The 24,326-nt window shown below is 37.1% G+C and carries 24 protein-coding genes; 12 read left to right on the top strand and 12 right to left on the bottom strand.

What is annotated here, in order from left to right; translation table 11 throughout:
• The first annotated feature begins 33 nt into the window (after positions 1 to 33).
• The 6 genes from BZK16_RS01685 to BZK16_RS01665 all read left to right on the top strand — a co-directional run bounded on the left by BZK16_RS01685 (position 34) and on the right by BZK16_RS01665 (position 6,215).
• Positions 34 to 969: a lysine exporter LysO family protein gene (locus BZK16_RS01685; protein WP_077927167.1), complete on the top strand. Its 936-nt coding sequence runs from the start codon at positions 34 to 36 to the stop codon at positions 967 to 969.
• Positions 970 to 1,072: 103 nt separating this feature from the next.
• Positions 1,073 to 2,419 carry a vWA domain-containing protein gene (locus tag BZK16_RS01680; RefSeq protein ID WP_077927166.1) on the top strand — a complete coding sequence of 449 codons (1,347 nt, stop codon included), beginning with the start codon at positions 1,073 to 1,075 and terminating at the stop codon, positions 2,417 to 2,419.
• Between the two features lie 43 nt (positions 2,420 to 2,462).
• A complete protein-coding gene (locus tag BZK16_RS01675) occupies positions 2,463 to 3,911 on the top strand; it encodes a DUF4139 domain-containing protein (RefSeq protein WP_077927165.1) in 1,449 nt (482 codons plus the stop codon).
• On the top strand, positions 3,908 to 4,075 hold the full coding sequence (locus BZK16_RS14210) for a hypothetical protein (protein WP_158076784.1): 168 nt from the start codon (positions 3,908 to 3,910) through the stop codon (positions 4,073 to 4,075). The genes BZK16_RS01675 and BZK16_RS14210 overlap by 4 nt, the downstream gene beginning before the upstream one ends.
• Positions 4,075 to 5,523: a sensor histidine kinase gene (locus BZK16_RS01670; RefSeq protein WP_077927164.1), complete on the top strand. Its 1,449-nt coding sequence runs from the start codon at positions 4,075 to 4,077 to the stop codon at positions 5,521 to 5,523. Before BZK16_RS14210 ends, BZK16_RS01670 begins: the two co-directional genes overlap by 1 nt.
• A complete protein-coding gene (locus BZK16_RS01665) occupies positions 5,523 to 6,215 on the top strand; it encodes a response regulator transcription factor (protein ID WP_077927385.1) in 693 nt (230 codons plus the stop codon). The genes BZK16_RS01670 and BZK16_RS01665 overlap by 1 nt, the downstream gene beginning before the upstream one ends.
• On the opposite strand, the gene BZK16_RS01660 is transcribed toward BZK16_RS01665, so the two are convergent.
• From BZK16_RS01660 to BZK16_RS01630, 8 genes are all read right to left on the bottom strand, one after another.
• On the bottom strand, positions 6,142 to 7,149 hold the full coding sequence (locus tag BZK16_RS01660) for a lysozyme inhibitor LprI family protein (protein WP_158076783.1): 1,008 nt from the start codon (positions 7,147 to 7,149) through the stop codon (positions 6,142 to 6,144). The genes BZK16_RS01665 and BZK16_RS01660 overlap by 74 nt on opposite strands.
• A gap of 2 nt (positions 7,150 to 7,151) precedes the next feature.
• Positions 7,152 to 7,367, bottom strand: a complete 216-nt coding sequence (locus BZK16_RS14830; protein WP_408645557.1) for a lysozyme inhibitor LprI family protein — start codon at positions 7,365 to 7,367, stop codon at positions 7,152 to 7,154.
• Positions 7,368 to 7,400: 33 nt separating this feature from the next.
• Positions 7,401 to 7,763, bottom strand: coding sequence for a lysozyme inhibitor LprI family protein (locus BZK16_RS01655; RefSeq protein ID WP_143691118.1), 363 nt, complete (start codon positions 7,761 to 7,763; stop codon positions 7,401 to 7,403).
• A gap of 249 nt (positions 7,764 to 8,012) precedes the next feature.
• Positions 8,013 to 8,798 (bottom strand): (S)-ureidoglycine aminohydrolase, encoded by a 786-nt coding sequence (gene allE / locus BZK16_RS01650; protein WP_077927161.1) that lies wholly within the window; start codon positions 8,796 to 8,798, stop codon positions 8,013 to 8,015.
• A 46-nt stretch (positions 8,799 to 8,844) separates the two neighbouring features.
• Complete coding sequence (locus tag BZK16_RS01645) at positions 8,845 to 10,095, bottom strand: MFS transporter (RefSeq protein ID WP_077927160.1); 1,251 nt, start codon at positions 10,093 to 10,095, stop codon at positions 8,845 to 8,847.
• A 101-nt stretch (positions 10,096 to 10,196) separates the two neighbouring features.
• Complete coding sequence (gene allC, locus BZK16_RS01640; RefSeq protein WP_077927159.1) at positions 10,197 to 11,429, bottom strand: allantoate deiminase; 1,233 nt, start codon at positions 11,427 to 11,429, stop codon at positions 10,197 to 10,199.
• Between the two features lie 92 nt (positions 11,430 to 11,521).
• On the bottom strand, positions 11,522 to 12,571 hold the full coding sequence (allD, locus tag BZK16_RS01635; protein WP_077927158.1) for an ureidoglycolate dehydrogenase: 1,050 nt from the start codon (positions 12,569 to 12,571) through the stop codon (positions 11,522 to 11,524).
• A 174-nt stretch (positions 12,572 to 12,745) separates the two neighbouring features.
• On the bottom strand, positions 12,746 to 14,152 hold the full coding sequence (locus BZK16_RS01630; protein WP_077927157.1) for an MFS transporter: 1,407 nt from the start codon (positions 14,150 to 14,152) through the stop codon (positions 12,746 to 12,748).
• A 619-nt stretch (positions 14,153 to 14,771) separates the two neighbouring features.
• Between BZK16_RS01630 and BZK16_RS01625 the strand changes: the two genes are divergently transcribed.
• Genes BZK16_RS01625 through BZK16_RS01610 form a run of 4 tightly spaced genes read left to right on the top strand, consistent with a single transcriptional unit; the run spans position 14,772 to position 17,687 of the window.
• Positions 14,772 to 15,056, top strand: coding sequence for a YerC/YecD family TrpR-related protein (locus tag BZK16_RS01625; RefSeq protein ID WP_077927156.1), 285 nt, complete (start codon positions 14,772 to 14,774; stop codon positions 15,054 to 15,056).
• Between the two features lie 21 nt (positions 15,057 to 15,077).
• A complete protein-coding gene (locus BZK16_RS01620) occupies positions 15,078 to 16,046 on the top strand; it encodes an ABC transporter substrate-binding protein (RefSeq protein ID WP_077927155.1) in 969 nt (322 codons plus the stop codon).
• An 8-nt stretch (positions 16,047 to 16,054) separates the two neighbouring features.
• Positions 16,055 to 16,933: an ABC transporter permease gene (locus BZK16_RS01615; protein ID WP_077927154.1), complete on the top strand. Its 879-nt coding sequence runs from the start codon at positions 16,055 to 16,057 to the stop codon at positions 16,931 to 16,933.
• Positions 16,926 to 17,687 carry an ABC transporter ATP-binding protein gene (locus tag BZK16_RS01610; protein ID WP_077927153.1) on the top strand — a complete coding sequence of 254 codons (762 nt, stop codon included), beginning with the start codon at positions 16,926 to 16,928 and terminating at the stop codon, positions 17,685 to 17,687. Before BZK16_RS01615 ends, BZK16_RS01610 begins: the two co-directional genes overlap by 8 nt.
• A gap of 71 nt (positions 17,688 to 17,758) precedes the next feature.
• On the opposite strand, the gene BZK16_RS01605 is transcribed toward BZK16_RS01610, so the two are convergent.
• On the bottom strand, positions 17,759 to 18,703 hold the full coding sequence (locus tag BZK16_RS01605) for an arsenic resistance protein (RefSeq protein WP_077927152.1): 945 nt from the start codon (positions 18,701 to 18,703) through the stop codon (positions 17,759 to 17,761).
• Positions 18,704 to 18,830: 127 nt separating this feature from the next.
• On the opposite strand from BZK16_RS01605, the gene panB reads away from it, so the two are divergent.
• A complete protein-coding gene (panB, locus tag BZK16_RS01600; RefSeq protein ID WP_077927151.1) occupies positions 18,831 to 19,631 on the top strand; it encodes a 3-methyl-2-oxobutanoate hydroxymethyltransferase in 801 nt (266 codons plus the stop codon).
• A 70-nt stretch (positions 19,632 to 19,701) separates the two neighbouring features.
• Here panB and BZK16_RS01595 read toward each other — a convergent pair whose 3' ends face one another.
• Complete coding sequence (locus BZK16_RS01595) at positions 19,702 to 20,136, bottom strand: TOBE domain-containing protein (RefSeq protein WP_077927150.1); 435 nt, start codon at positions 20,134 to 20,136, stop codon at positions 19,702 to 19,704.
• Between the two features lie 108 nt (positions 20,137 to 20,244).
• On the opposite strand from BZK16_RS01595, the gene BZK16_RS01590 reads away from it, so the two are divergent.
• The gene (locus tag BZK16_RS01590) at positions 20,245 to 21,084 is read left to right on the top strand and encodes a DUF2877 domain-containing protein (protein WP_077927149.1); all 840 of its coding nucleotides are present in this window, start codon (positions 20,245 to 20,247) and stop codon (positions 21,082 to 21,084) included.
• 8 nt (positions 21,085 to 21,092) lie between these two features.
• On the opposite strand, the gene BZK16_RS01585 is transcribed toward BZK16_RS01590, so the two are convergent.
• Together BZK16_RS01585 and BZK16_RS01580 are read right to left on the bottom strand one after the other, a co-directional pair.
• Positions 21,093 to 21,797: a peptidoglycan DD-metalloendopeptidase family protein gene (locus BZK16_RS01585; protein ID WP_077927148.1), complete on the bottom strand. Its 705-nt coding sequence runs from the start codon at positions 21,795 to 21,797 to the stop codon at positions 21,093 to 21,095.
• A gap of 115 nt (positions 21,798 to 21,912) precedes the next feature.
• Complete coding sequence (locus BZK16_RS01580) at positions 21,913 to 24,228, bottom strand: NADP-dependent malic enzyme (RefSeq protein ID WP_198932421.1); 2,316 nt, start codon at positions 24,226 to 24,228, stop codon at positions 21,913 to 21,915.
• Positions 24,229 to 24,326 lie beyond the last annotated feature (98 nt).

Raw genomic sequence — 24,326 nt, 5'->3', positions numbered from 1 at the left:
GATCCGCTCTTAATAAATGATGATTGATTCACCATGATGTTGCTCAACTTGCTTTGGATTCTCGCGCCACTTTTTATTGGTTTCTTTACTGTTATTCGTTCTAAAACAATTCTAAAGATCATTGATCGTAGTTTAATGGCTTTGATCTATTTGATTCTATTGGTGATGGGATTAAATTTATCCGCGATGGAAAATTTAGACAGTGAATTGAGTAAGATTCTCTGGCAAACCGCAAGTTACATCGTTTGTATCTTGGGTATGAATATGCTCTTTTTCTACTATTTAGATAAAAACCTACCTGTCAAAACTGAAAAAGCAGAAGGTTATCAATCCTCCACATTAAGCCTAGTTTTCAATGCCATTAAACTATTAGGCTCTATTGTGATTGGTGTAATTTTAGGGAAGTTGTTATTGGCAAATTTCTCCATAGAATTACCAACTTTTAAACATGTGGCAGATTGGTTGGGGCAAGGTGCTTTGATGACTTTGTTACTATGTGTTGGTATTCAATTGCGCAGTAATGGTATCAGCTTAAAAGCAGTATTTTTAAATCGCTACGGTTTGATTTTGAGCGTTGCGATCATCATTTCATCGTTCTTAGGTGGAATGTTGGCTGCATGGTTAAATGGCCGTCCATTATTAGAAGGCTTGGCTGTCAGCTCAGGTTTTGGTTGGTATTCATTATCAGCAAGTGTATTACAAAAAAGCTTAGGACCAACTGTGGGCAGTGTTGCTTTTTTCAATGATCTCTTCCGTGAGTTTTTTGCCTTTGCTGTGATTCCATTAATCATGGCACGTTTACCTTTGTCAGCAATTGGCTCAGGCGGTGCAACATCCTTAGATTTTGTATTGCCTTTGATCCAAAAAACAGGTGGCATTAAAGTTGTACCTATTGCGATTAGTTTTGGCTTTATTGTGAATATCATTGCGCCATTTTTATTGGTATTATTTGGTAGCTTAGCGCAATAGTTTTGGGTTGTTTTACAACTTTTACAATTAAATACAAGCGCCTCACAACTTTATAGATAGAGTGATCATAATGTTTATAACAAATCACTCAATCGGAGGTTTTATGAAAAAGTTATGGACATTGCTATTCAGTTTTTCAAGCTTGTGGGCAGTTGGCCAAGCGCAAACTAATGAAATTATCATTCAATCAGAATTATCATCGCCTGTTGTTTTAGTGAATGATAAATCACCCAACTATTTAAAGGTTTCTCTCAAAGGTTTTCCTGTCAAAGCGACAGAGCGCCCACCATTAAATTTGGCATTAGTTGTGGATCGTTCTGGTTCAATGTCGGGCGATCGCATTGAAAAGGCAAGGGAAGCGGCGATTATGGCAGTAGAAGTTTTAGGTGAAAATGATACTTTATCCATCATTGCTTATGATAGCGGCGTGGATGTGATTGTGCCTGCAACTAAAATCAAAAATAAGAAAGAGATTATTCAAAAAATTAATAAACAATTAACACCACGCGGTGCAACAGCGCTATTTGCAGGTTTAAGCAAAGGCATTGGTGAGGCTTCTAAAAATCTAGATCCTAACAAAGTCAATCGTATTATTTTATTATCTGATGGACAAGCAAATGTTGGGCCAACATCTACAAAAGAGTTAAGTGAACTCGCAAAAATTGCAGCTCAAAAAGGCATTGCTGTGAGCACATTCGGGATTGGTAACGATTACAACGAAGATTTAATGACGGCTATTTCTAATTACAGTGATGGTAATCATGCTTATGTTGCCAACGTGAGTGATCTAGAATTGATTATGGAAAAAGAGTTTAAGGATTCTATGTCCGTTGCTGCGCAAAACTTTGAAATCATTATTGAGTTAAAAGAAGGTGCAAAACCAATTCGTTTATTGGGTCGTGATGGTGAAATCAGAGATAACAAGATTACTGTGAACATGAATCAAGTTTATGCGAACCAAGAAAAATATGTGTTATTGGAATTAGAACCAATGGCAGGTGCATTGAATGAAGAAAAACTATTGGCAAATGTAGATGTGCGCTATACCAATGCAGTGACGAAACAAACACAAGAGCGTAAAATGCCAGTAAATATCAGCTATACAGATAACCAAGAGTTCGTAGCAGATAGCGTACAAGAAGATGTTTTAGTTGAATCAATTGTCCAGAAGATCGCTATGGATCAAGAAAAAGCTGCTGAGTTAATAGAAGAAGGAAAATTTGAAGAGTCAAAAGATGTATTAGAGTTTGGAGCAGGAGCAACTTCTGCATTAAGATACGCAACAGGCCCAGTCATGTTGAAATCAGAAGATAGCCGAAAAAAACTTGAAAAAGTGCATTCAGAGAATTTACAGTATGTTGAAGAGTTAACAAAGCCAAAACCATCAGCAGCTCCAATTCGTAAATCAATTAAAGAATCGAGTTTTAAAGCTAAAAACCAACAAGAATAACTGTAATATTATTTGAGTTAACAATACAACAAAGGAACCTAAAATGTTCAAGAAAACTTTATTAGCAACAGCATTAATCAGCACATCATTAGCAATGGCAAACACAAACAATGTTGTCAGTAATGATGATAATCGTGAAGCATTGTCCATTACGATTTATAACGAATCATTGGCACTCATTAACGAAACACGCAATATTCCTTTTAAAGCAGGCTTAAATAATGTGGAATTGAAAGGTGTTTCTGCACAAATCAGAGCAGAAACAGCTTTACTTACATCCTTATCGAAAATGCCATTCAATGTGATTGAGCAGAATTTTGATTATGATCTGTTGTCACCACATGCTTTGTTAGAAAAAGCAGTTGGGCAGGAAATCGAGATTATTCGTACAAATCCTGCAACGGGTGAGGAAACTCGTGAAACAGCAACATTGTTATCCAATAATGGTGCACCAGTTTTACAGTTCAAAGATCGCATTGAAATCGGTGCATTTGATAAATTTGCTTTTAAATCCATTCCAGAAGGATTGCGCGATCGTCCAACATTATCGGTATTGTTAAACAGCGAAAAAGATACTGATAATAAAGTGCAATTAACTTATTTAACACGCGGATTCAGTTGGAAAGCTGATTACACTGCAACATTATCTGATGATGAAAAATATTTAGATTTATCAGGCTTAATCACATTGAATAACCAAAGCGGTACAACGTTTAATAATGCTAAATTGCAATTGGTTGCAGGTGATGTGAATCAAGTATCTCAGCCTTCACCAGTTATGATGGAAGCAAGAATGATGAAGTCTGCCGTTGCTTATGATATGGCAGGTGGTGCATCAGAAGAGCAGTTTGGTGATTATCATTTGTATAAAATCCCATTTGCAACTAACTTGAAGAATAACCAAACGAAGCAAGTGGCATTGTTATCGACTCAAAATGTACCTGTGCAAAAAGAGTATAACTTTAACCAATATTACGGTTACACAACGCAAGATGGGCAAAATTTAAAAGCTTCTGTATCGTATCGCTTGGAAAATTCTAAAGAGAATCAGCTCGGTATGCCTTTACCAAAAGGCGTTTTCAGAATGTATAAAAATGACTCTTCAGGCAACGCATTGTTGTTGGGTGAAGATACCATTAATCATACCGCTGAAAATGAAAAGTTTGTGATTAATACGGGTGATGCATTCGATGTTTCTATGATCAAAACATTGAAAGATCATAAAGCGATTTCAAAAAATGTGACGCAATATACATATGAAGTTGTATTCAACAATGCTAAAGATGAATCTGTTGATGTGAATTATACTTCCTTCATTGGCGATGATAGTAATTGGCAGTTGTTGAAAACTTCTCAACCAATGTTGAAAGGTCAAGCATCTGATATCGCAAAATGGACAGTAAAAATACCAGCAAAAGAAAAAGTAACTTTGACTTNCAATATACATATGAAGTTGTATTCAACAATGCTAAAGATGAATCTGTTGATGTGAATTATACTTCCTTCATTGGCGATGATAGTAATTGGCAGTTGTTGAAAACTTCTCAACCAATGTTGAAAGGTCAAGCATCTGATATCGCAAAATGGACAGTAAAAATACCAGCAAAAGAAAAAGTAACTTTGACTTATACATTACAAGTGAGCAGTAAATACTAATGGCTGACAATCGCATTTCTACAAAGTTAATCGCATTCATTACGATCAGTGCTTTAGTGATTGCGATTGTAGCTTATTTAGGTAGCCAAACCATTGGCTACCAAGCTTTGCGTCAACAATATGCGATGGAAGCAGAAGGTAAATCCGAGCTTTCTCGCGTTGTTGATGTGATTGAATCTGTGTTACAAACTGAAGAAGAAAAATTACGACAAGGTGATGAATCGGCTGTTCAGCAAGAGTTTATTTTGGATGGCAATCAGCTGATTTATCCTAATATCACTGAATCTTTATCCATGAAAGAACAAACATTTGTGCAAAAGATTGCGCCAATCGTGGAAAATTCATCAGTTCTATATCAAGCTTATTTAAATGAAGGCACAGAAATTCCTGATGATGGTTGGTACATTCGCCACGATCATGATCTACCTTTATGGATTTTTTGGATGAAATCAGGTTCGCAAATCACAGGTTATGCTGTGAATTATTCATATCTGATAAGCCAAATATTGAATCAGTTGGCTGATCAATCCTATGATCCAAAAAGCTTAATGACACTAGAAGATAATGGGCAACTACTGTTTCAAAATCATGATCAGGACAGTGCAACCATTCGCTACGCAACGCAGCAATTAACATTCCCATTCAATTATTGGCAGTTGAACTATTATGCAGCGCCATACAATGGTTGGTTGATTTACACACTGGGAACTATTGTGATCATTGTATTGTGTTTGGTTTTAGGCTGGTTATTTTGGCGAGTTTATCAAGAGTATCAACGCATACAAAACACAGCGCGTCAGCAAGTAAACTTTGTGAGCCAAGTTTCTCATGAATTGAAAACGCCTTTAACAAATATTTCCTTGTTTGCAGAATTATTGCAGGAAGAACCATTGAATGATGCTTCACAAAAATATAGCGAGATCATTCATTCAGAAAGTAAACGTTTAACACGTTTGATTCAAAATATTTTAAGCTTTACTAAAAAGCGAGAACCATCATTATCAAATTTTGATTTGGTGGATTTGGTGAAGCAAATTGCAGTAACATTTCAGCCATCGTTTGAGTCTAAAAATTTAGTATTGAATTTGCAATTACCTGAAGCTTGTCCGATTTATTCGGATCAAGATGCAATTACTCAGATCATTAATAATTTACTCAGTAATGCTGAAAAATATGGCTCTATGGGCAAAGTAGTGGATGTGACTGTAGAACAAAATGAGCAGGGAATCATGATTAAAGTTCGGGATTATGGTGAAGGCATTAGCCATAAGCATTTATCACAAATCTTTAAACCTTTTTATCGTGTGCATAGTAAAATTACAGAAGGTGTTGCAGGTACAGGCATTGGCTTAACAATCGCGCATCAATTAGTTGAATCCATTCATGGTACGATTAGCGCATATTCACTAGATCAAGGTGTGGAGTTTCGTTTATTCATAGGACAATGATGAAAATATTAATTGCAGAAGATGATCCCAATATCCGTTTTGGTTTAGCACAAGCTTTAAAAAATGAAGGCTATGAATTATTGATGGCAGAAAACGGGGCGATTGCTTTGGAGTTATTTCAAGCACAATCTCCTGATTTTATCATTTTAGATATCATGATGCCCGTGATGGATGGTTATACTGTTTGTAAAGAGATCCGCAAGGTGAATGAGCAGATTCCTATTCTCTTTTTATCTGCAAAAGATGAAGAGATTGATCGTGTTGTGGGATTGGAATTAGGTGCGGATGATTATATTGGTAAACCTTTTGGTATTCACGAAATTCGTGCACGCATTAAAGCTATTGCTAAGCGCTGTTGCCAAATAGTTAAAAAAGAACCTGAAATATTGCCAAGTAGTTTTAAATTTGGCGAATGGCTGATTCAACCTAATCAATTAACAGCAACGAAAAGGCAAGAAGAAGTTGTTTTAACGTTGCGTGAAGTGACAATTCTAGAATATTTTCATGCGCACCCAAATGAAGTAATCACACGCGATGCTCTATTCAATATTGCCTGGGGTTATGATCATTTACCCAATAGCCGAACATTGGATCAACATATTTCTAAGCTCAGAAAAATTATTGAACCAAATCCTCATGTTCCAACTTTGATTTTAACGGTTCATGGCTTGGGTTATCGGTATACGAAATGATTGTGGCTTTTGTATCATATTGAAAGTCAATCAATCCTTTGATTTGGCAATTTAAGAAGCTTTCAGGTGTTGATGTACTAAGTAATTCACAATAATCATAGAGATATGCATTATATATTTCGTAAGATCTACGATATTCACGTTGTTCATTTGTGCCTAAAAGCTTTAAAGCATCTTCATATTGTTCAAGCAGTAGTTCTTTTACATCTTCATAAGAGTGTTGTGTGATTTCACCATCGACATCAAATTTTAAGGTATATGAAGGTGATGTTTGGAAAAGAATTCTGCCTAAAAGTAATGCTTCTAAGTTTTGAGTTTGAACTTCTGTTGCATTGATTTTGCAGCTGGAAGAAGTCATACAGTGACGAGAACGATAACGAATCCATTTTTGCTGAATTTGCGCGAAACGATTACGATATTTAGCATCTAACTGATGGATGACCAATTGATAGTATCTATTTAATTCATGATCGAGTTGAATGTAATCTTCAGGAATTTCAGATTCATAATCAACCACAATGAAGTTATTGNGCAGTAGTTCTTTTACATCTTCATAAGAGTGTTGTGTGATTTCACCATCGACATCAAATTTTAAGGTATATGAAGGTGATGTTTGGAAAAGAATTCTGCCTAAAAGTAATGCTTCTAAGTTTTGAGTTTGAACTTCTGTTGCATTGATTTTGCAGCTGGAAGAAGTCATACAGTGACGAGAACGATAACGAATCCATTTTTGCTGAATTTGCGCGAAACGATTACGATATTTAGCATCTAACTGATGGATGACCAATTGATAGTATCTATTTAATTCATGATCGAGTTGAATGTAATCTTCAGGAATTTCAGATTCATAATCAACCACAATGAAGTTATTGGCAAAAGTGATATTAAAACTTGGCCAAATCAATAATAAAGATATCAAAAATAATTTACGCATAGTCATTTATTCAAGTAATGTTGCATGTCAAAGATAACGTCGAGTGATAATTTTGTTGCACAATAGTTGTATTGAATGATGTTACGACTATTCAGTAATAAACAGAGTTGATTACGATAAGAGAGCCACGCGACATAGGATTGATGTAGTTGAAGTCGCCTTTGCGCATCCAATTGAGAATAAAATTGTTGATATTGGCTATTGAGCTTTTGAGCAATACTGGTATCAATGTTCTCATTAAGATACTGGGGTTATGCTTTTTGAAATCTGATAATAGATTGTTTAAGTTTTTCTTTGAGAAAACGAATCATATCAATTTGATTAGGGCGTAATACTTTTAGAACAATATTATATCGAAATGTGATTGCTATTTTACATTGCTCAGCATTGCCTTGAAAAATAGTCTCATGCATTTCACAACGTAAATCACGATACTGTAACCACACCTTTTGCCCACGAAGGAGCAGATTTTTCTGCTTTTCTGGTAAGTGATCTAATGCGTCATCATAATGATAGCGTGCTTCCTCTTCAATTTCTTGCAGAGTCAAAGCATGACTAAATTGCATTATGATGAACAACATTCCACATATATATGAGAATAGTCGTTTAGCCATTTTATGCCTCTGATGAATGGGGGAAATATCAAATAAATTAGCTTGCTTAAATGTAACTTTGTTTAAGTTATTGTTATTTTACATTTTTAAAATGATATTGACTAATTATTTATGAATACTTGTGAGTAATATCAGAAATGCTGATTTTCTTTATAATTTATTTATATGATTTTATTCATGCATAATTTTTATAAAAAAAAGCAGGCACTTAAATGAGTGCCTGCTTTGGTGTATAATAGAAATTTCTACTTATAAATCAATGTCACGATGACAATCTTTGGAATAAATGTAACTGAAATCTTCTTCGCCCACTTGGTAAGCGACTTGCAAGTTATAAGGACCCATGAAGATGTAATCGCCTTCTTGAACAGGCATCCATTGGTTGTCTAAGTTATACATACCACGGCCAGAAGTGATCAATGCACCATGTTCTTGTACGTGTGTTTCGATATAACCATGTGATCCACCTTTTTTGAAAGTTAGGATGTGCATATTCATATCAAAGCCTAATTCAGCAGGTAACATACTTTGGAAGTGAACATTTTCCATGCCTTCATAGTGTACGATTTCAACATTTTTGATGTTATCTGAAATCACACGTGCAGAGTAACCTTCTAATGGTACATAACGGCGTTTATAGAGGAATAATTTACTCTTTTCACCATTGTTATCATTTTTTAGGTACATTGTTACGCCTGCAGGGCAGTACAAATAACCACCTTGATCCAAGTTATGCTCATCTTTATCAGAGTAAGCTTTGATTTTGCCTTCTAATACGAATACGAAAGTTTCGATATCACCGCCACCAAAACCACGAGTATTTTCCCCATTAGGATGCATTGTCACAACGTAGTCCACAAATGATGCACCCATTTTTGGTGAACCCAAAATTGTCATATCGCAGTTATCAAAACCAGGCACTCGGTTATTCACCCAACCATTTGGTTCCAATAATGCACAGTTACCGTGTTTTACAAATGAACGAGTTTGCAATACACCGTTTGGAAAGCCTAGTTGATTATTAATGTAACCCATCGATTATCTCCTTAAAAAATAAAATATCAGCCATTCTGAAATTGCTTTATTGAGCAACTTTCTTTTTGTTCATTAACATAAATAGGATTGCACCAGCAAATAGAATTGCAACTGCAACATAGAAGCCTAAAGCTTGGCTGTTTGTTGCATCTATGATAGCACCTGTTAATGGTGGTGCGATAACGGAAGATGCCATACCACAGCTGTTGAATACACCAAGTGTTGTACCATAACCTTTTTTAGGTGCAACATCAGCAACGTAAGAGATGATAATAGGCTCGACAGCAAGTTTACCAAGTAAACCATATAAAATTAAAGCAATCAATAAAGCTGTTTCGTTTGTAAAAGAGATGATGCCAAAGAGCATAATTGCAGCTGCAATTTCCAGTGCAACGATCAAGCTTGTTTTTTTAGATTGGAATTTATCAGATAAACGGCTGAATAATAGTGCGCCAGGGATGGAAGCAAAAGCCACCAAAGATGCCGCAAAACCAACGGCAACGCCTTCAAAGCCTCTTTCTGATTGTAAGAATTTGGGCAACCATGTCACGATCATGTAATAGCCATAGCATGTACCAAAATAGAGGAAGTAAATAGAAAGCATTTTTGGTGTTAATAAACGCTTCATTACGCCTTCTTGATCTTCTTCCTCAGCTGCAGCATCTGTAGATTGAGTACTATTGGCTTGTTGTGGTTTGATGCCTTTGATCACTGCTAAAAATACAAAAATCATCACGATGATTAAAGCTGCTGAAATGTACATCATGAGCTGCCAAGACATGCCCATTTGTTTAACCAACAAACTTGAACCAATCAATGCAATTGCCATACCCAATGCCGAACCACTGTTGATAATCGCTGTTGATAATCCACGACGATCAGCAGGGATATTTTGAGATGATAATGAGTAAGCAGAACCATAATATGTACCACAACCAATACCAGCAAGCACACTTGCAAAGTAGATCATATTAATGGAGCTTGAAGTTGCAATCAATAATGGAGCAACAGCGAATAGAATAAAGCCAGGCACCATAACAACTTTTTGGCCAAACTTATCCACTAAAATCCCTGCAGGAATTTGCATTGCGGTATAGGAGAAGAAATAACAAGTTGCGATAAAGCCTAGTGCAGTATTGCTCACACCCAAGTCGAGTTCCATTTCTGGATAAACGCTTGGTAGGGTTTGTCTATAGATCCAAATCGCCGTCCAACCTAAGCAGAGTACGATGATCAGTTTCATCCAATAAGGCCAACCTTGTTTAGGATCATTCATTGTTTCGATATTGGTATTCATATTTACCTCGATTTTTAGTACAAAGAATCCTTGGGCTGATAGGCATTGCTATCAGCCTTGATTTCGTTGAGTCAAATAATAAATTTTGTTAAAGGATTGATTTACTCTTGATACGCTAACTCATAAAGTGTTTGTGCCAATACTTTTACGCCTTCTGCTAAATCCTCTACTTTCGTTGCTTCAGCAGGGTTATGGCTCACACCATTAATGCTTGGTACAAAGAACATCACTGTTGGCACTTTCGGTGCGAAAATTTGTGAGTCATGTCCTGCGCCACTGTGCATTACACGGAAATTATAATTGTCACGTTTGCAAATGCCTTCTAATTTAGCCACTAAATCTTTATCCATTGGGATTGGATCTTCATCCATCCAACGATCGATTTCAATGATTAAACCTTGCTCTTTAGCAATGCGCTCCATATCTGCTTCCATCTCAGTTGTGAAATCAACTAAGGCTTTTTTGTCAGTATGGCGACAATCAATTGTGAAAGTCGTATAACCAGGGACAACGTTGACAACACCTGGTTTTGGTTCAACTTTACCAAAAGTTAATACTAATGGATCACCCATTTTTTTGGCTTTATTAATAGATTCAAAGCAGATTTGGCTAAAACCATAAATGGTATCTTTACGATAGCCCATTGGCGTTGTACCCGCATGATTCGATTGACCTTTCAATGAAACATTGTAACGACGTTGGCCCACTATATTATTCACAACACCAATTTGTTTGCCTTCCATTTCAAGCACATTACCTTGCTCAATATGGATCTCAACAAATGCTTTGATATCACTGCGCATTGGTTTGGCATTATCACGGAAATCAAAGCCAGCATTGCGCATTGCATCGACAAATTTATTACTTTTGCTGTCAGCAATATTTTCAACGTCACTATTTTTCGCAATACCTACGATATTTTTACTGCCCCAAAAAACGTAAGGGAAGCGACTACCTTCTTCTTCCGCCATAGAAACAACTTCTAAAGAACGAAGCGGTTGGCCATATTTTTCTTTCAGATATTGAATCGCTAAGAATGCAGCTTCAATACCATATTGACCATCTAAGTTCCCACCATTCACAACAGTATCAATGTGCGAGCCTGATAAAATGGTTTCATTAGGGTATTTACTACCTTCAACACGGCCAAATAAGTTACCAATTTCATCAAATTGTGCATCTAAACCATTATCAATGAATCTTTGTTTTAAAGCATTTTGTGCATCGATCCACTCTTGTGTATAGAGCAAACGCGTCATTCCGCCCGTTGGATCTGCGCCAATTTTGGATAACCATTCAGAAAGTTCAGTAAAACGTTGTGTAAAATCGATCATTACATGCTCCTTAATCATTTTGAATTAAAATGTTGTTGCTTGTAGAAGAAAGCTCGATATTCGGGGGAGAGAGATCGAGCTTATGGTTTTAATTAACTGGCAAATGGGTCTTTGTTGTCATATGAGTTGACAAAGATCGCATCTGAAATGAGATAGTTATAAATCTCATCGACGATTTCTACACCATTTGCTAATGCTTCACGCTCTGCGATTTCAGTGTTTTGTCCAGGATAAAAGACCATATCTATACCTTCAGCAGGTTTAATGTCGTTGAGTTCTTTCATCATTCGGCTGATACCTTGGCGAACAACTTCAGCACCTGCAAATTTAGCAGGATCAATCACAATGTGTAATTGGCCTAAATTACGACCTTCTTTTAAATCATGATACATGGAAGAGACGCTTTTACCGAAAGGTAAGCCTAATAATACGCCTGCTAAAACATCCACCATCATCATTAAACCATAGCCTTTTGGTCCTGCAATTGGCAATAAACCATGCACAGCATGTGCATCTGTTGTGGGTTTGCCATTGCTATCAACAGCCCAAGTATCTGGAATTGCAACATTGCGAGAACGCGCATCGAGTACTTTGCCCCAAGCTTGCACTGTGGTTGCCATATCAAAAATAATTTTATCTGTGCCTTCGCCAGGTGCAGCAAATGCAATAGGGTTTGTGCCGTAATAAACTTCAGCACCATTGAAAGGTACTGCCATTGGGTCAGATTGGCACATTGAAATACCAACTAAGCCAGCATTGGCTGCCATTTCCACAAAGTATGATAAAGCGCCACTGTGACCAACTTGTCTCATGCCGACAACTGCAACGCCATTTTCTTTTGCCATGGCAATGGCTTCATCCATTGCTAATTTAGCAGCAACATGACCAGAGCCATTGTCGCCATGAAAAATTGCGCTACAAGGGCCTGTTTTTTCAAATTTAAAATTAGGGTTAGTGTTTGTACCACCTTTGCTGATACGTTCTGCATAGTATTCAACGCGAACTGCGCCATGAGAATGAATACCACGTAAATCGGCGTGAACCAATACATCAGCTACGATGCTTGCATGTTTTTCTGTTAAACCTGCTTGCATTAGTTTATTTTTCATAAGGGAATGCAATTCTTGGTGAGTCAGCTTCATAGTTCTTCTCCAAAATGTCCATCGAATAACTGCAATATGCGACATTTTATCGAAAAATGACTTGACCTGAGTTAAGATTCTCGAAGTGGTCAATCTTTTCATTTAAACAAATTGTATTGTTAGAAATAATCTAACAACACAATTCATTAGGTTTCATCAGAAGTTTGCTGGGTTTTATGTCAATGAAGAATTGGATAAAGGAACTTTTGAATCATTGATTAAAGGTTCATCCTCTGCTGTCCAACCTTTATGAGCTAAAGGGAAGAAAGCGACTGCAATTGCTAGGATTGCTACAAACCATAAGTAATAAGCAACGCCCATTGGCGTAATTTTCAATAAGGCAATGGCAACAGCAGGCGTGATTGCGCTGAAAATCGCATAAGATAAATTATATGAAAATGATAAACCGCTGAAGCGAATGTTTGGCGGAAACATACGTGTTGCAAGAATAGGTGGCAATGATGTGCAACCTGCAAAGAAGCCCATTAATCCATACAATGCCATGACTGTGAATAATGTCCCTTGTGTTAATTGATTCGATTGATAAGGCTCTAAAATGGATGACAATGTCGAGTAGAAGATCGCTGATGTCACAATCAATCCACCCCAGAATAGAACAGAAACTTTACGGGTTTTAATTTTATCTTCAAAAATTCCGCAAGTGATACAGCCGATCACTAAACAAATGGCCGCAATTAGTCCAGAAATACGTGTGATCATTGGATCAATGCCATAGATACCTTGTAATACTTTGACAGGTGTAAACAATATGCCAAGCATAATGGTTGTGGATAATGACCAAGTTAATAAACCTGTTAATACACAAGCAAATCGGTGCTTTTTCACAACAGTCACAATGGGAATTTCTTTGGATAATGATTTGTTTTTTGCCATCTCTTGGAAGACAGGCGTTTCTGATAAGAAACGACGTAAGTAAACAGCCACTAAGCCAAAAATACCACCAATGATGAATGGAATTCTCCAAGCATAATCTGTAATTGCAGCACGATTATCAGCATAGATAACATCAATGGATAATGAAATAGAGAAGCCTAATAAAATACCGCCAGCGATACCGCCTGTTAATACGCCAATGCCTAAGCCATAATGTTTTTTAGGTGAATGTTCTGCGATGAATACCCAAGCACCAGGCATTTCACCACCAATTGCAGCGCCTTGTAATACGCGAAATACGATCAATAAAATGGGTGCTGCGATGCCAATCGTTGCATATGTTGGCATTAAACCGATTAGTAATGTTGGGATTGCCATCATAAAAATGCTGAGTGTGAACATTTTTTTACGGCCTAAAGTATCACCAAAATGCGCCATGACCATGCCACCAATAGGGCGGGCTAAGTAACCTGCGGCAAAACCACCCCAAGCAAATATATCGCCCCAGATGCCAGCTGCTAAATCAGCAGGTAAGAAGAGCGGTTTAACAACAGTTTCTATGTAAAGTGCATAAATCACGAAATCATAGAATTCTAATGTGCCACCCAATGCAGCGAGTGATAATGTTTTCTTATCCTCTCGCGATAATGACTTTTCGGCCTGAACTGGCTCGGTACTGACAGACATGGTTTACTCCTTAGGTTTAAATTTATAATTGTGTAGATCAAAAAAAAGCCCGCTTTCTGCGGGCTTTCGGTTATGTTTTGCTAGTTTATTTTGGCATCACAAAATTCTCCGAGTCCCGCAGGGCTTGAAGTAAAAGAAATAAACTAGTGCAATAATTTTGTTCATGTCATATTTTTTACATCGCTTCTGTCATAAATGCAAGCAATCAGATTAAAAAAATTAATAGTGATCCATAAAGCTTATGCTTAACAATTACTTTGTATAAAATTTTAAATTTATTCTATGAAATTACGATAAGAAAAAAATTGACTTTAAAAATAATTGTACTACTATGCTAGTACAGTTTATGGAGGANCATCACAAAATTCTCCGAGTCCCGCAGGGCTTGAAGTAAAAGAAATAAACTAGTGCAATAATTTTGTTCATGTCATATTTTTTACATCGCTTCTGTCATAAATGCAAGCAATCAGATTAAAAAAATTAATAGTGATCCATAAAGCTTATGCTTAACAATTACTTTGTATAAAATTTTAAATTTATTCTATGAAATTACGATAAGAAAAAAATTGACTTTAAAAATAATTGTACTACTATGCTAGTACAGTTTATGGAGGAATCAATGAAGAATGATGATTATCAAGCGCTTTGTGAAGCATTAGTATCCATTGATGATGCAAAAGAGATGAATGACTTTTTAAGAGATCTCTGCACACCCAATGAATATGCCGCATTTGTAGAGCGTTGGAGAGTATGTAAATTACTTGCAACGGAACAGCACTCATACCGTGAAATTCATGCCCTGACAGGGGCGAGTTTAACGACAATAGGACGTGTTGCACGTTTCTTAAAAGATGAAAACAACAATGGATATGCTTCAGTTTTAGCAAAAATTGATCAAAAATAAATTTATGTTGAGGAGTATGGAATGAAAAAGACAGTATTGGCAGCAGCTTTAGGATTAATGACAGTATTCAGCGCATCGTATGCTGAAATGAAAAAAGTTTATGTGAACCAAATTGTAGAGCACCCTGCATTAGATCAAACTGCTAAAGGCATTAAAGATGGTTTGGAAAAGCGTGGTTATAAGCAAGGTGAAAATTTGGATTTCCGTGTTGAATCGGCGCAAGGCAATATCGCATTGGCAAGCCAGATTTCTACAAAATTTGTGAATCAGGGCGCTGATGTGACTGTGGGAATTGGTACACCTTCAGCACAAAGCTTGGTGAAAGCTGCAAGTGAAGGTAAAACAAAAATGGTTTTCTCTTCAATCACTGATCCTTTAAGTGCAACGCTAGTAACAAAATTATCTGGTTCAAATAACAATGTGACAGGCATGTCGAATAAAGTAGACGTTGTGCCACAGTTTGAATTATTTAAAGAATTGTTGCCTAACTTAAAAACAATCGGTTTCATTTATAATCCTGCGGATGCAAACTCTATTCAGCAGTTGGATGATGTGAATGTTGCAAGTAAAAAATTAGGCTTAACAATTGTGCCACAAGCTGTGAACAAAACATCAGACGTTCCGCAAGCGGCAACACGCTTAGCAGGTAAAACAGATGCATTATTTGTTTATGGTGATAACACAACTTTGGCTGCATTGGAAAGTGTGATCATGGCAGCAAATAAAGAGAAAAAACCTGTATTTGTGGCAGATACAGATGCAGTTGAATTAGGTGCTTTAGCTGCATTAGGTCCAAATCAGTATGATTTAGGTTTAGATACAGCAGTGATGATTGCAGACATTTTAGATGGTAAAGATATCAATAGCATTGATGTTGGTTTCCCGAATGGTTTAGAATTGTTCATCAATCAAGATGCTGCAGATAAATTGGGTTATACATTCTCAGATGAAGTTAAAGCAAAAGCAGCAAAAGTAATCAAGAAGGATTAAGTTAGTAGATGATAAGTTTCGGTGAATTAGAGATGAGCCTCATTTTGGGGCTCATTTATGGGATAGTTGGTATGGGGATTTATCTCACATTTCGTGTGATAGATTTTCCTGATTTAACATGTGATGGTAGCTTCGTATTAGGTGCGGCGATTTCAAGTATTTTGATCAAATATGGTTACAATCCTTATTTCGCGCTATTGATCGCAATCATGGGTGGAATGGCAGCAGGATCGGTTACAGGGGTTCTCAATTGCTATTTTAAAGTGACAGATTTGCTGGCAGGTATTTTGGTTGCCTTTATGCTGTACTCTGTCAATATTCATGTGATGGGCGGTATTCCTAATATTTCTTTGATGGGCGCGAAAACCATTTTCCCTTCATCGTACTTTGAATTATTTGGCTACAGTTTTTCTTACTCATTAATTTATTTAGCAATCATTAGTATTGTATTGGTTGCAGTATTTACTTGGGTATTAAGCACAAACTTGGGTTTGTCATTACGCGCAATTGGGCAAAATAAGCGTTTGTGCTTGAATGGCGGTGTCAACGTTAAGTGGATGATTATTCTAGGTGTTGCGTTGGGGAATGGTTTGATTGCATTAGGCGGTGCTCTATTTTCCCAACAGCAAGGCTTTGGTGATTTAACATCAGGCATTGGTACAATCATTGCAGGTTTCGCGGCTGTGATCATTGGTGAAAAAGTTTTACCATTCAGATCAATCTGGGTGAAATTATTGAGTTGTATCATTGGTTCAATTGTTTACCGTGTTGTGACTTCTATTGCTTTAAATACAGAGTTTTTAAGCCTTCAAACGTCGGATTTCAATCTCATTGCAGGCGTATTAATTATTGTGATTATGGCGTTACCAGGAAGAAAAAATGCTTAAACTAGAATCAATTGATGTCATCGTTGCCAAAGGCACAAAATTAGAAAGAGAAGTGCTTTCAGGTTTGAGCTTGGAAGTTAAAAAGGGTGAGTTCTCTGTCATCATTGGTGGCAATGGTGCAGGTAAATCAACATTATTTAATGTGATTTCAGGTTTTATGAAGCCTGAAAAAGGTCGCATTTTAATCAATGATGAAGATGTAACAACACGTTCTCAACAAAAGCGTGCAAAAGATGTTTCGATTGTGATGCAGGATCCTCGTGTGGGCACGATGGAACGTATGACAATTTTAGAAAATATGGCATTTGCTGCAAAACGTGGTCAAACACGTGGTTTAGGATTTTTCAATGGCAAAGCACAGCGTGAGTTCTTTAGAGATCGTTTATCTTTATTGAATATGGGCTTGGAAAATCGCTTGCAAGATTCAGTGATGAACTTATCGGGCGGTCAGCGCCAAGCTTTGAGCTTAATTATGGCGATTTTGTCTGATTCTAAAATATTGTTATTGGATGAAATCACAGCAGCATTGGATCCTAAAATTGCTGAAAATGTGATGTATCTTGCGAATAAAATTGTGGAAGATTCACATTTAACATGTTTGATGATCACTCATAATATGCACCATGCAATCAGATATGGTGATCGCACAATGTTATTGAAAAATGGTCAGTTTCTAAAAACATTCAGTAAAGAAGAGAAGCATAATCTTACAGCACCAGAATTGGCTGCAATGTTTGAAGAAGATTTGGATTAGAGATTCAATCTTCGATTAAAATTTAAAAAGTTCTGAATAATCAGAGCTTTTTTATTGCCAAATATTTATGTTTAATGAATTTTGGGTGTGAGTTTTACGTAAACCAATTCACCGATTAGCTCAACAATTGTTTGTGTGACGATGATGCTTGTTGTGATTAGAATTATGTCGATAGGCAATGCCAATGCAAAAGGCAATACTGCCAATGAGTTTCTTGTGCCTGCACTGAAAATCAATGTGCGCTTAGATTCAGATGACAATCTAAATAGTTTTCCCACCAAAAGATTGAGTGGGAACATGATGATCATAAATGCAATGTAGATCGGAATAACTTGAATGATTTGTTCATAATGCAAAGTTATCGGTGTGATTTGTGAAGCAATGATGATGAATAAAACAATTGCCATGAATGGCACAGGCAACCAGTTAGAAATTTGACGTGTAAGATTCAATATCGTATTTTTAGCTGATAATGTTTGCACAATGATTGCTGCTATAAAAGGAATCACAATCAAAAATAGGAAAGATTCCACAAAAGGTAGAATGGATAATGAAGATAAAAAACCTTTACCCATCATCAACCAAATATAGAAAGGCAATAACAATATTTGAGTGATGAATAATAACGGCGTAGAAGCTAGCATTAACTTAGCATCGCCCTTGCCAATTTGCGTGAACACAATTACGTAATCTATGCACGGCGTTAATAATACTAATAAAACTGCAAAGATAATGGCAGGTTGATCGGGTAGAAATTGAGTGAGTACATAAGCCAATAAAGGCACAACAATGTAATTGCTGATGAGTAAAGCAAGCATGAATTTGCGATGACCAAAAGAAGCTTTTAAATCTGCAAATGGTATTTGCAAGAACATGCTGTACATTAAAATGCCTAAAGCTAAAGGCAATCCATCATTCAAGATATGAATGGCAGGGAACATTAATCCAATCACAATGGCAATGATGATTGTGATGGCATAAATGCCCACTTGATTGTGTTCTATTTTATCTCTCATCTCTTTGATCCATGAATGATGGGATTGTATTCAATTTTTAATTATAGCGGATGATCATGAGAATGGTGGTTCTTTGAGAATTGAACGCTATAATCGTGGATTCATGAGTAATCGATTGGAGCATTGAATGATCACTGTAACAACATTGAGAAAGATGAAAGAGAAGGGCGTGAAAATAGCGATGTTAACTTGTTATGATGCCTCTTTTGCAAAAGTGATGAATAACGCTGGGGTAGAAGTTTTACTCATAGGTGATTCACTCGGTATGACAATTCAAGGTCATACAAGCACATTGCCTGTCATATTGGAGCATATGATTTACCACACTCAAAATGTCGCGAACGGTAATCAAAAAGCATTATTAGTCGCTGATTTACCATTTGGTGCTTATGAAGGCTCTGTAGAATCTGCTTTTCTAAACTCTGTGCAGTTAATGAAAGCTGGCGCACATATGGTTAAATTGGAAGGTGGATTAGATCAAGTGGATAAAACGGCTTATCTATCTAAGCGCTCAATTCCTGTGTGTGCACATTTAGGTTTAACACCACAATCTGTGAATACATTGGGTGGTTATCGTGTGCAAGGTCGTGATCAAGAAGTTGCTAATGAAATGATTGCAGCAGCAAAGGCACATGAGGAAGCTGGTGCAGCATTGATCGTTTTAGAATGCATTCCTCGAGAATTAGCTAAGGCTATTTCAGAGCAGTTGAATATTCCTGTGATTGGTATTGGTGCTGGTGTGGATTGCGATGGTCAGGTTTTAGTCTTACAGGATATGCTCGGGATTTATCCCAATCCCCCAAGTTTTTCCCATAATTTTTTAGCAGAAACTAATTCGATTGAGTCGGCTGTGAAAGCCTATGTTAATGCTGTTAAAGCTTCTCAGTTTCCAACGGCTCAACATTCATTTAATTTAAATCATTACTGAAATCGTTCAAATAAAAAACTCTTCCTTAAATATCATTAAGGAAGAGTCTGATGAATCTTGTTTGAAATGATTAAGCTTTTTTAATAGCTAAAATCACGTGTGGTGCTTTGAATAGTGCTGTGACAGATTTGCCAACAGTCAATGCCATATTTTCAACGCCAACATTTGTGACGATCGCAACTAATTCAACGCCTTCTTCTGTTTTTAAGAAAACTTCACTATCAGCAGCACCTGCTTTGATGGCTGTGACTGTTGTAAAAAATTGGTTACGTGTCGAGAATTCGTATTCATCAGAATCAACTGCCAAAATAATCCAAGTCGCTTTGATCATAGCAACGACTTCTTGGCCCACTGATAAATCAAGGCGACGTGTGTTGCCTTGAGTAATGCCAGCAACAATTTCTAAACCAGAACCAATATCAATGATGATTTCATCATTGCCTGAGCCAGCAGATTGAATGGCTTCAATTGTTCCTTTGAATTGATTGCGTGCTGTTGTTTTCATCCCTACTCCTTTGTGAAATGTGTTATCGTCTGACATTATAGCGTTGATTGCGCAAATTGATTGTCAGATAATGTATATATTTATATTATTAATTTCAAGGCTCAAGATATGAATCATACAGTTCTATCAATGGATGAATGTTTAACGCATCAATGGCAGAGTTGTGAATCATTTGCCTATCGATTGCACAGCCGATTCAGCCATGCCATCAATTGGATGAATGCTGACGGTGAAATGGTCACATTCTTATCTGAAGATTTGCCAAATGGCCCAAATACTTTGATCGTGGATATTGAATCTTTTGATAATTGGGCTTTAAATGAATCTGTAATGCTTACTAAATCTTCTCAGGGTTTATTATTATCCAATACAAATATTAATTTACTGATCCGAGAAGATCTTCAAATATGGCACCCAAAGTTTCCAAAATTATCTAAAGTGAATGGCGATGCAATCCTTGCGATCCACCTGTTTTTAAGTCTGAATAATGGTGATCTGCAAGAGATAGAGAAGAAAATTTATTATCAATTGGATGATAATCATCGGGCTTTGTGTCAAGCTATCCAAGCTAAAAACTATGATGATGTGATCCTGTGTATTCAGCGCAATATTGGCTTAGGATTGGGTTTAACGCCATCAGGTGATGATCGTTTAGTGGGGTTTTTATTAGGTTGCTATATTCAATCTCGAAGAAATATAGATTTATTAGAAGCAATACAGAAAGCTATAGCAATCAGCCACGATAGAACGAATGATATTAGCTATGCAATGTTAAAATGTGCAGCAGAAGGGCGATTCAATGAATGGTTAATGGCATTGAGTGAAGTGATTTGTCATCATGATTCAAAAGCATTGGACGATGCAATCCAGAATGTTTTTAGTATTGGCTCAAGATCAGGTGGCGATATGCTCAAGGGATTTGTACTATCCCTTGAGTTATTCAGATAGTTTTGACTCTATAAGTTCACATAACGTGATGGATTGATAGGATTACCATTTACACGAACTTCAAAGTGTAGAATACTTTTACCTTCAGGGCTTGCACCCATTGTGCCAATTTTTTGCCCGCTGGAAACTTTTTGTCCTTCACGAACTGCGACAGAAGATAGATAGCCATAAGCGGTATAAACATTATTAGAATGTTTCACCATGACTAATTGTCCAAATCCGCCACTGCCTTGACCTGCATAAACCACAACACCATTATTAGCGCTGTTGACTGGTTGGTTTAAGCTACCAGAGATTTGCACGCCTTTGTGACCAGGTAGATTTGGATTGAATGAGCGAACAACTTTACCTTGCGTTGGTTTGTGCCAGCCGCCCATTTTTGGAATTGGTTGATTAGTGTATGTGGATGATGCTTGAACACTATGATCAGTATTTTTATTAACAGGTGGGACTTTGTAATTGTTACTAGAAGAGTAGTTAGAACTACTGCCACGAGTATCTTTAACCTTTGTGCCACCACGTGTTTTAAGCGTTTGCCCAACACGAATATGATTAGGATTGGAGATATTATTCATACGACTGAGATCAGCCACAGACATATTGTGACGACTCGCAATATTACTCAATGAATCGCCTGGTCGAACAGTATATGTGCCAGAACTAGAACAAGCAGCGATGATCAAAACGATTGGAATCAGAAGAGTTGTACGCATAGAGCTCATAGTATATTTATTATCGATCCTAAATTTGAGACAAGTTCGCAAAATAACGGCTTTACACTATATTGTAAAGGATAATTTTGCGAACTTGAGGATTTATTGCTAAATATTATTCAGTGGCACAAATTGCTGTGATATTCACAACACGGCGCACAGTCGCAATGTTTGTCAAAATCTGAACAGGTTTTGCAAATCCTGTTAAGATCGGAGCAACCACAACGCTGCCTGTAATTGATTTTGCAAGGTTATAAGAAACGTTTGCAGAATCAATGTTGCTGAATACCAATAAATTCGCATTGTCTGACAACTTGTTTGTTGGCAAATATTCATCGCGATAGTACTTGAATAGTGCCAATTCAGGTTGCATTTCACCATCCACAGATAAAGTTGGTGCTTTCTCTTTTAAGATTTCTAATGTTTTTCTCATTTTGAGTGAATATTCAGTATCAAATGAGCCAAAGTTAGAGTGAGAAACCAATGCGATATTAGGTTTTAAGCCAAAGCGTTCAACGATTTTAGCACCCGCTAAAGTAATATCAGCCAATTGTTCAGCACTTGGATTTTCATTCACATGAGTATCTGTGAAGAATAATGGACCATCTTGCGCCAATAGGATGCTCACAGCAGAAGGTTTGTTGTGTGAATCTTTCAAGCCCACAGTATCTGTAATGTGTTCTAAATGGTTTTTGTATTGACCTAAAGTACCTGCAACGATGCCATCAATGAAACCTTGATCCAATAACATGCCAGCTAAAACGTTCGGGCGCATTTGTAAACGGTGATAAGCCCAATCAGATGTTAAGCCTTTGCGTCCCATTTTTGCATAGTAACCTTTATGGCAAGCATCTAAATGTGGCGGAGTACGATAATCAATGATCTGTACAAACTCACGTTCAGTGTGGGAAATTTCTTCTTCAGATTGCAACACTTTAGTTGGCAAGCTGATGGATAATTCAGCCAATTTAGCTTGAATCACATCTGCACGGCCAATTAACACAGGGTTTGCAATTTGTTCATTATGAATGATTTCAGCCGCGCGCAATACACGCTCATCTTCACCTTCAACATAGGCAATTGTTCGATAGTTATGTTTTGCTTCATCAAACAAAGGCTTCATGATCATGGATGAGCGATAAACTAAAGCTGTGAGCTCTTCACGATATGCAGCTAAATCTTCGATAGGACGAGTTGCGACGCCTGTTTCCATTGCTGCTTTTGCAACAGCAATTGGTAATTCGATGATCAAACGTGAATCAAATGGCTTAGGAATAATGCTATCACGACCAAAGCGAGCAGTTTGGCTCTTACGGCTACCAACATTGATGCTTGCACTTTGTTGAGCAAGTTTTGCAATTGCATTCACACAAGCAACTTTCATTTCTTCGTTGATTTCGGTTGCGCCACAATCTAGTGCACCACGGAACAAGAATGGGAAGCATAATACGTTATTGATTTGGTTCGGATAGTCAGATCGGCCTGTTGCAACGATTGCATCTGAACGAACTTCATGAACAATTTCAGGGCGAGTTTCTGGCTCAGGATTTGCTAATGCAAAGATGATTGGGTTATCTGCCATTGATTTAATCATGTCTTGATTCAAAAGACGTGGTGCAGATAAACCTAAGAAAATATCAGCACCTGCGATTGCTTCAGCCAAAGTATTGTGAGGCGTTTCACGTTGATATTCTTTGTTGTATTTATTCAAAGTTTCTTCAGGGCGACGTGTATTGATGATGCCATCAATGTCTGAAACTAAGATGTTCTCTTTCTTTAAACCCATTGTGACCAGCATATTTAAACATGCTAATGCAGCAGCGCCTGCGCCACTTGTCACTAAGCGGACGCCTTCAATAGACTTGTTCACAAGTTTCAATGCGTTCATGATGCCCGCAGCAACGATGATCGCTGTACCATGTTGATCATCATGGAAAACAGGAATTTTCATGCGTTTTTTCAATTCAGCTTCGATTTCAAAACATTCTGGTGCTTTGATATCTTCTAAGTTGATGCCACCAAAAGTTGGCTCTAATGCTGCAACAGCTTCAATGAATCTTTTTGGATCTTGTTCATCCACTTCAATATCAAATACATCAATGCCAGCAAATTTTTTGAATAGAACGCCTTTACCTTCCATCACAGGTTTGCCTGCTAAAGCACCAATATTACCTAAGCCTAATACAGCGGTACCATTGGAGATCACTGCAACTAAGTTACCTTTAGCCGTGTAATCTAATGCAGATAAAGGATTCGCTTTAATTTCTTCACAAGGATAAGCAACACCAGGAGAATATGCGAGTGCAAGATCGCGTTGATCACTCACAGGTTTGCTAGGGATGACTTCAACCTTACCGGGTTTCGGGAAGCGATGATAATTCAATGCTGCCTTTCTAAATTCTGCTTCTTTCTTAACCTTATCGTTGGTCATAATTCCTCCAAAACCATTGTTTGTTGTGTAAAATTTACGCAATGCGCGTAGCATTTTTAGGGCTTGATGTTACCAAAAAATGTAATTATTGACTATAC

The sequence above is a fragment of the Wohlfahrtiimonas populi genome (assembly GCF_002006795.1).
Taxonomy (GTDB): Bacteria; Pseudomonadota; Gammaproteobacteria; order Cardiobacteriales; family Wohlfahrtiimonadaceae; genus Wohlfahrtiimonas; species Wohlfahrtiimonas populi.
Note: the sequence above shows the minus strand (reverse complement) of the source record. Positions and strands in the feature narration are given on the sequence as shown.

Coding starts and splice junctions, on each gene's coding strand:
- BZK16_RS01685 (WP_077927167.1), top strand. CDS start 34: ATGATGTTGCTCAACTTGCTTTGGATTCTCGCGCCACTTTTTATTGGT.
- BZK16_RS01680 (WP_077927166.1), top strand. CDS start 1,073: ATGAAAAAGTTATGGACATTGCTATTCAGTTTTTCAAGCTTGTGGGCA.
- BZK16_RS01670 (WP_077927164.1), top strand. CDS start 4,075: ATGGCTGACAATCGCATTTCTACAAAGTTAATCGCATTCATTACGATC.
- BZK16_RS01665 (WP_077927385.1), top strand. CDS start 5,523: ATGAAAATATTAATTGCAGAAGATGATCCCAATATCCGTTTTGGTTTA.
- BZK16_RS01655 (WP_143691118.1), bottom strand. CDS start 7,763: ATGGCTAAACGACTATTCTCATATATATGTGGAATGTTGTTCATCATA.
- allE (WP_077927161.1), bottom strand. CDS start 8,798: ATGGGTTACATTAATAATCAACTAGGCTTTCCAAACGGTGTATTGCAA.
- BZK16_RS01645 (WP_077927160.1), bottom strand. CDS start 10,095: ATGAATACCAATATCGAAACAATGAATGATCCTAAACAAGGTTGGCCT.
- allC (WP_077927159.1), bottom strand. CDS start 11,429: ATGATCGATTTTACACAACGTTTTACTGAACTTTCTGAATGGTTATCC.
- allD (WP_077927158.1), bottom strand. CDS start 12,571: ATGAAGCTGACTCACCAAGAATTGCATTCCCTTATGAAAAATAAACTA.
- BZK16_RS01630 (WP_077927157.1), bottom strand. CDS start 14,152: ATGTCTGTCAGTACCGAGCCAGTTCAGGCCGAAAAGTCATTATCGCGA.
- BZK16_RS01625 (WP_077927156.1), top strand. CDS start 14,772: ATGAAGAATGATGATTATCAAGCGCTTTGTGAAGCATTAGTATCCATT.
- BZK16_RS01620 (WP_077927155.1), top strand. CDS start 15,078: ATGAAAAAGACAGTATTGGCAGCAGCTTTAGGATTAATGACAGTATTC.
- BZK16_RS01615 (WP_077927154.1), top strand. CDS start 16,055: ATGATAAGTTTCGGTGAATTAGAGATGAGCCTCATTTTGGGGCTCATT.
- BZK16_RS01610 (WP_077927153.1), top strand. CDS start 16,926: ATGCTTAAACTAGAATCAATTGATGTCATCGTTGCCAAAGGCACAAAA.
- BZK16_RS01605 (WP_077927152.1), bottom strand. CDS start 18,703: ATGAGAGATAAAATAGAACACAATCAAGTGGGCATTTATGCCATCACA.
- panB (WP_077927151.1), top strand. CDS start 18,831: ATGATCACTGTAACAACATTGAGAAAGATGAAAGAGAAGGGCGTGAAA.
- BZK16_RS01595 (WP_077927150.1), bottom strand. CDS start 20,136: ATGAAAACAACAGCACGCAATCAATTCAAAGGAACAATTGAAGCCATT.
- BZK16_RS01590 (WP_077927149.1), top strand. CDS start 20,245: ATGAATCATACAGTTCTATCAATGGATGAATGTTTAACGCATCAATGG.
- BZK16_RS01585 (WP_077927148.1), bottom strand. CDS start 21,797: ATGCGTACAACTCTTCTGATTCCAATCGTTTTGATCATCGCTGCTTGT.
- BZK16_RS01580 (WP_198932421.1), bottom strand. CDS start 24,228: ATGACCAACGATAAGGTTAAGAAAGAAGCAGAATTTAGAAAGGCAGCA.